General features: G+C 60.9%; 5 protein-coding genes and 2 pseudogenes. 6 read left to right on the top strand and 1 reads right to left on the bottom strand.

All coding sequences use genetic code 11. The annotated features are described in order from the left end of the window. Positions 1–607: 607 nt before the first annotated feature. The 5 genes and pseudogenes from QCE88_RS40660 (at position 608) to QCE88_RS40680 (ending at position 3,563) form a co-directional block, all read left to right on the top strand. On the top strand, positions 608–844 hold the full coding sequence (locus QCE88_RS40660) for a hypothetical protein (RefSeq protein WP_309911631.1): 237 nt from the start codon (positions 608–610) through the stop codon (positions 842–844). Positions 845–883: 39 nt separating this feature from the next. Beyond that, a pseudogene (locus tag QCE88_RS40665) lies at positions 884–1,637 on the top strand (zinc-binding dehydrogenase); the annotation flags it as partial. A gap of 159 nt (positions 1,638–1,796) precedes the next feature. Beyond that, a complete protein-coding gene (locus QCE88_RS40670) occupies positions 1,797–2,060 on the top strand; it encodes a transposase (RefSeq protein ID WP_309911632.1) in 264 nt (87 codons plus the stop codon). 60 nt (positions 2,061–2,120) lie between these two features. Further along, on the top strand, positions 2,121–2,930 hold the full coding sequence (locus QCE88_RS40675) for an IS3 family transposase (protein ID WP_309911635.1): 810 nt from the start codon (positions 2,121–2,123) through the stop codon (positions 2,928–2,930). Between the two features lie 120 nt (positions 2,931–3,050). After that, the gene (locus QCE88_RS40680) at positions 3,051–3,563 is read left to right on the top strand and encodes a hemerythrin domain-containing protein (RefSeq protein WP_309911636.1); all 513 of its coding nucleotides are present in this window, start codon (positions 3,051–3,053) and stop codon (positions 3,561–3,563) included. 77 nt (positions 3,564–3,640) lie between these two features. On the opposite strand, the gene QCE88_RS40685 is transcribed toward QCE88_RS40680, so the two are convergent. Next, a complete protein-coding gene (locus tag QCE88_RS40685) occupies positions 3,641–5,959 on the bottom strand; it encodes an FdhF/YdeP family oxidoreductase (RefSeq protein ID WP_309911633.1) in 2,319 nt (772 codons plus the stop codon). A 203-nt stretch (positions 5,960–6,162) separates the two neighbouring features. On the opposite strand from QCE88_RS40685, the pseudogene QCE88_RS40690 reads away from it, so the two are divergent. Next, positions 6,163–6,493 (top strand): annotated as a pseudogene (locus tag QCE88_RS40690) (cytochrome C oxidase subunit II); the annotation flags it as partial.

Below are 6,493 nucleotides of genomic sequence, written 5' to 3' on the forward strand. Positions count from 1 at the left end.
CTTATCAGCCGTTTGGACTGCTTGAATGTCTGGCCTTCATGCCTGCGCATTTGCCGCCCATCGTGGACGCACGCGACTGCCTGCATCGGTATCTCGTTCAGGCACTGGGACAAACGTGGAAGGCGTGAGTTGCAATTCGTTTCGGGATGCGGGAAAGCGGCTGCTACGTCTTTTCGCAGCTACTATTACCAACCCGCCTGCTCTGGCTGGCTTTTCGAGGCGACGGCGTGCCTCCGAGATTACCGATCTCCGCAGGCAGGTTGCTCGCATAGGGGAATCGCAAATGGCATCTGATCCGCTCTCAATGCCGTTGGATCAAACAGCTCGTGGCTCGGATTTGGCGGCGGTGTAACGACGCTCGCAGAAACCATCTTGACGATGTAGATTGACCTCGAGAACAGCATGGCGAGCATCGTCGGCGCACGGCCGGTGAAGAGTGCAACGCCGGCTGGCGATAATCGAAAAGGCCGGGAGAGGCTGACCGTTACGCCCGTGCTAGGATTTCCTTAACGAAAAAGGGGCAGCTATGGCAGTGCACGCTATAACAGCGGTTCGGACGGACGCAAAATCGCAACGAATCACACATGTACTTTGGGGACAGGTGTCCGTGAGCGGAGAACAATTTGAGGTCACTCCGCACACATCGTCTGTAATCGAAGTGGTGGATGCACTGGCCAAGGGCGACACAGTCGTCACAGTCTTTCCGTTGGACGGGCAGCGTGTCGCAGGCCCAGAGGTTCGCCGCGTTGTTGATGAGGCCGGACGCGTAAGCATCGAGATGGTTGCCGCTGATTTCAATGCAGGCCAAACGCTCGCGGACCTGCCACGGGTTGATCGCGAGTAAGGGCTCATCCGGTCGCTTGGTTGGGCGAAGGCGGATTATCAGCCACGCGATCTGCGCGTGCCGTTCGCGGACAGAACGCATGTGAAGATCCCGGACGGACTGAGCGACGAGCATGCGCTCTTTCTCGGCGATATCTTCCCGACCGAATGGCAGGCGCCAGTTCAGTGCGAAATTGAGCCGACCGATACCGTCGCGATCTGGGGCGCGGGTCCCGTGGGTCAAATGGCGGTGCGCAGCGCCTTGCTGCTCGGCGCGAAGCAGGTCATCGTGATCGATCACGTGCCCGAGCGTCTAGCAACGGCGCGCGCGGCGGGCGCGATCACAATCGATTTCAAGGAGGAAAGCGTGCTGGATCACCTGCGCGATCTGACGCAAGGGAAAGGTCCGGAGAAAAGCATTGACGCTGACGGCATGGAATCGCACGCGACGCGCTAGTTCGATGCCCTCTACGATCGCGCCAAGCAGGCGGCCATGCTGGACCGACCGGCCGCACGTTCTCCGCGAGATGATCTATGTGTGCCGTCCGGCCGGGACACTTTCGGTGCGGGGCAGTGTATGGCGGACTGATCGACAAGATTCCGTTCGGCGCCGCGATGAACAAGGGCTCACCTGGCGCATGCGCCAGACGCACGTCAACCGCCGGACCGACGATCTCCTCAGCCGCATTCAGGAAGGGCAGATCGATCCCTCCTTCATCATCACGCGCCGTATGCGTCTGGAAGATGGACACTCGATGTACAAGGCGTTCCGGGACAAGGAAGACGGGTGTATCAAGGTCGTCCTGAAGCCTTAGCGAGGGGCGCACGTGCCCTTCCCCCGCGTAGCGCTATTTGCGAGCGTCGATCAGATACACGGCCAGTCGATGAGAGATGGCCGCGCAAATTCGGACAGTCGGATAAGTGGAAGGCTCGGGGCCTGAGCCGGCGATAATGCCGGCAAAGGAACTAGGAAGATGACGAAGAGAACCCGACGGACGCACTCAGCCGCGTTCAAAGCGAAAGTGGCGATGGCGGCGGTCAAGGGCGAGCGCACGCTAGCCGAACTGGCGCAGCAGTTTGATGTGCACCCGAACCAGATCACCGAATGGAAGCGGCTGTTGCAGGAACGTGCCGCCGACGTGTTTGGCGCAGGCGGCACGGCGTCAAGCGAGCCGCAAATCGATTTGAAGGAGCTACATGCGAAGATCGGCCAACTCACGCTGGAGAACGATTTTTAAGCGGCGCGCTCAACAAGGCGGGATTGCTGAGCGCAAAGCGATGATCGATCGTACGCACGCATTGCCGGTCTCGCACCAGGCGCGACTCGTTGGTATCGCAAGATCGAGCGTGTATTACCGGGCGCAACCGGTGAGCGAAGCAGACCAGTGCTGATGCGTCGGATCGATGAACTGCACATGGAGTTTCCGTTTGCCGGGGCGAGGATGCTGGCGCGACTGCTGCGTCGCGAGGGACACGAGATTGGCCGCGGGCGCGTGCGCACGCTGATGAAGCGCATGGGTATCGAGGCGCTGTACTGCAAGCCGAACACGAGTCGACGCAATGCGCAGCACAAGATCTGGCCGTATCTGCTGCGGGGCATGACGATCAATCGGGCAAACCAGGTCTGGGCACTGGATACGAGTTATATCCCGATGGCGCGCGGCTTCGTGTATCTGACCGCCGTGGTGGACTGGGCCAGCCGGAAGGTACTGGCCCACTGCGTAGCGATCACGATGGAGGCGATGCACGCTGTCGAGGTGTTGGAAGAAGCGTTCGCGAAATACGGGCAACCAGAGATTGTCAATACCGACCAGGGCAGCCAGTTCACAGCGACAGCGTTCACCGAGGCTGTACTCAGCCGGGGCATCCGCTTGTCCATGGACGGCAAAGGTGCCTGGCGAGACAATGTGTTCGTCGAGCGCGTGTGGCGAAGCGTGAAATATGAAGAGGTGTATCTGAAAGCCTATGAATCGGTCGGCCACGCCCGGCGCTCAATCGGCGATTACATCAATCTGTACAACCAGAGACGACCTCATTCGAGTCTGGAAGACCGCACGCCGGATGAGGCATACTTCGCGACGCTGCCTGCGATCAAATTGGCAGCATGACTGCCCCGGACGTTACACTTAAAAATCTCTGAAGACTGTCCGAACGAGCGAGGCCACCTCTATGAGCAGTCTTTCCATCATCACCCTGGCCCTCAGATTCGGATAGGAGTCGTCGTGGACATGTCATCCGTTTCCCCTTCCATAATAACGATGATCCGCATGGATCACACGCATGTGATGGCGGCATTCCATCGCTATCACGCGGAAACATTGTGGTGGAGAAAGCGCGCCATCGTCGAGCTCGCCTGCACGGCACTGGAAATACACGCGCAACTCGAAGAAGAGATCTTCTATCCCGCGCTCAGCGTGGCGATTGCCGGAGACGACCGCCTCACGAAGAGCAAACCCGAGCACGACAAGATGCGCGAAGACATCGCGAAGCTTCGTTCGATAGGTCCGGAGGATGCGTCGTATCACGCGCGCTTCATGCAGCTCATGCGTGAAGTGATGCATCACGTCGCGGATGAAGAAACGGTGCTGCTTCCAACGGCCGAGCGCGCCTTCGCATCGCAGTTAGGCGACCTCGGCAGGCGCATGACGAAGCGCCGCATGCAGCTCGTCGCGGAAAGCCGCCCCGCGCGGCTATCGCGGCAAATACCGTCGGCACGTTTCCACTCGCATCGTTTGCGTTGATGTCGATCGGCACGCTCGCGCTTGTGCACTGTCTGCGGCCTGCCTCCGTGGGCCGCCGATATCGCGAGTAACGCCGCTCAAGGTTCGCGCGGCGTGCCGTTCACCTCGACGATATGTACCGGGATGGACTTCGCGCCGGGCACCTTGCTTTCCTTCGCGCAGTGCCATAATGGCAGCAATGGATTGCACTCGGGGTAATAACCGGCGATGCATCCCTGCGGTATGTCGTACGGCTCGATGCGCAGACCCGCGACGCGCCGCTCGAAGCCATCGTCGGCGATGGTGCGCAAGGTCACGCGATCATCCTTCCTAAGACCATGGCGCGTCATGTCCGCCGCGCACATTAGAATCACCATGCGGCCGCCGCTGATGCCGCGAAAGCGGTCGTCGTGGCCGTAAATCGTCGTGTTGAACTGGCTGTCGCTGCGCAGCGTCATAAGCCGCAGCGATTGCGGTTCGCGCTCGGGCATGTCCGGGTCTTCACCGATGGTCTCGGGCACGAAGAACTCCGCCTTGCCGCTCTTCGTCTTCCAATTGCGCTCGCGTGCGGGCAGATCGCGCGGGAAGCCGCCGGGCGTCCACATTCTTTCGTTGAAGTCGTGAAAGGTCTCGGGATACGTCTTCGCGATTTCATCGCGCACGAGCGCATAGTCGTCGCGCCACCTTTCCCAATCAACGGTCGAGCTCTCGCCGAGCGTATGCTTAGCCAGTTCAGCGACGATATACGGCTCCGAACACGCATCCGCCGATGCGGGCTCGGCCACGCCGCGCGATCCGTGAATGCAGCCCGTGCTGTCTTCCATCGACACCGCCTGCGCGCCGCTTGCCTGCGTATCGATCTCGATGCGACTCAGACACGGTAGAATGTACGACTTCTCGCCATGTACGAGATGACTGCGGTTGAGCTTCGTCGCGACGTTGACCGTGATCTTCAGATTGCGCCACGCCGGTTCGATCCGCATGCGGTCCGGCACCGAGCGCACTAGATTGCCGCCGAGATTGACGACCGCGCTCACCTTGCCATCGAGCATCGCTTCGAAGGTCTCGACGATGTTCATGCCTTTCTCGCGCGGCGGCTCGAAGTTGAACTGGCTCGCGAGCTTATCGAGCGGCGCGAGCTCCGGCTTCTCGGTGATACCCACCGTGCGCTGCCCCTGCACGTTCGAATGGCCGCGCACCGGCGACGGCCCTGCGCCCGGCTTGCCAACATTGCCCCGCAGGAAGAGCAGATTGCATAGCATGCGCACGTTTTGGACGCCTTGTCTGTGCTGCGTGATGCCCATGCCGTAGTGCGCCATCACTGCGTTCGCGCGCATGTATTCTACGGCTGCAGCTTCGAGATCGCTCCGCGGCAGCCCCGCCACGCGTTCGATATCGTCCCACGACGCGGTGCGTACGTAATCCGCGAAGGCTTCGAAGCCTGTCGTATGCGCGTCGATGAAATCGACGTCGAGTATGCGCGGCTCGCCGCTCTCCTCCGCGCGGTCGTCCGCGTGAATGACGGCCTTACAGATGCCGAGCATCGCGGCCGTATCGCCGCCCGTTTTCACTTGGTGATATTGCGTGCTGATCACCGTATGCGCCGGCGTCATCATCTCGAGCGGCGATTGCGGATTGGCGAACTTGATCAGCCCCGGCTCGCGCAATGGATTGAACGTGATAATCGGCACGCCGCGCTTTCTTGCGTCCTGGAGCTGATGCAGCATGCGCGGGCTATTGGTGCCGACGTTCTGCCCGAAGAAGAATATGAGATCGGTCTTATCGAAGTCCTCGAGCCTGATCGTGCCGACGCCCGCGCCGATCGCGGCCTTCAGGCCGACGCTCGTGCTTTCATGACACATGTTCGAGCTGTCGGGCAGATTGTTGGTGCCGTACATGCGCGCGAAAAGCTGGTACATGTACGACGTTTCGAGCGATGCGCGTCCCGACGCATAGAACGCGACGCGCTTCGGATCAAGCGCGCGCAGCTCGCGGCCGATGTCTTCGAATGCTTCGTCCCAGGTGACGCTCACGTACTTGTCGGTGGTGGCGTCATAGCGCAGCGGCGCGGTGAGACGCCCCGCGGCTTCGAGATCATGATCGTGCCACGCGCATAGCTCCGTCACCGTGTGCAGCTCGAAGAACTGCGGCGTCATGCGCTTCGCGGTCAGGTCCCACGCGGTCGCCTTCGCGCCGCTTTCGCAGAACTCGAAGGTATGCGGGTCCGCCGGCTTGGCCCATGAGCAGCTCACGCAGGCGAAGCCATCGGGCTTGTTCTGTTTCAGCAGAGCCGCGCTCTCCTTCAGCGGTACCTTTTCCTGTATGAGCGCGCCGGTGACCGCCTTCAGCGATCCCCATCCGCCCGACGAATAAGGGTATGCGGCACTCTTGCGAACGCCGTTGTCTGAATCGGCCATGTCCTTCCCTCGCACGTGTTAGGTGTGTTCGCATCACGCGAGCAAATGACGTTCCCTTTCGGGCGGCCTTCAGCAGAGCGACGCTTCTGCAAGTACTTCTCGCATTTTCATTGGAACAACGATTGCTCGGTCGAACATGGCTGTCTAGACTCCGTCCATCTACGACGAGACGCAATCACTCCTGGGAAAATGGCCGACGTATCATGCAAAGCGCCCTGACACCCGCCGGCATTCAGGCCACCCGCATTCTCGATCTCTGGCATTTGACATTGGCGGTCTGCTGCGTAGTCTTCGCGGCGATCCTGCTGGCATGCCTTATCCCGTTGGTGCGCGCGCCGCGGGCCAACCGAGCGACGCCGGCTGATGTCTCCACGGTGAATCGCCCGCAACCGCGCATGCGCCTTTGGGTCAACGCGGCGACGGGCCTCAGCGCGCTCCTTCTGTTCGGCCTCATTCTCGCGGACGTGCTGACCGATCGGGCGCTGTCCCGCCTGCCGGTCGACAAGGCCCTGCATATCGAAGTCACGGGCTATC

Origin of the sequence: Caballeronia sp. LZ035 (genome assembly GCF_031451175.1) — a bacterium.
Taxonomy (GTDB): Bacteria; Pseudomonadota; Gammaproteobacteria; order Burkholderiales; family Burkholderiaceae; genus Caballeronia.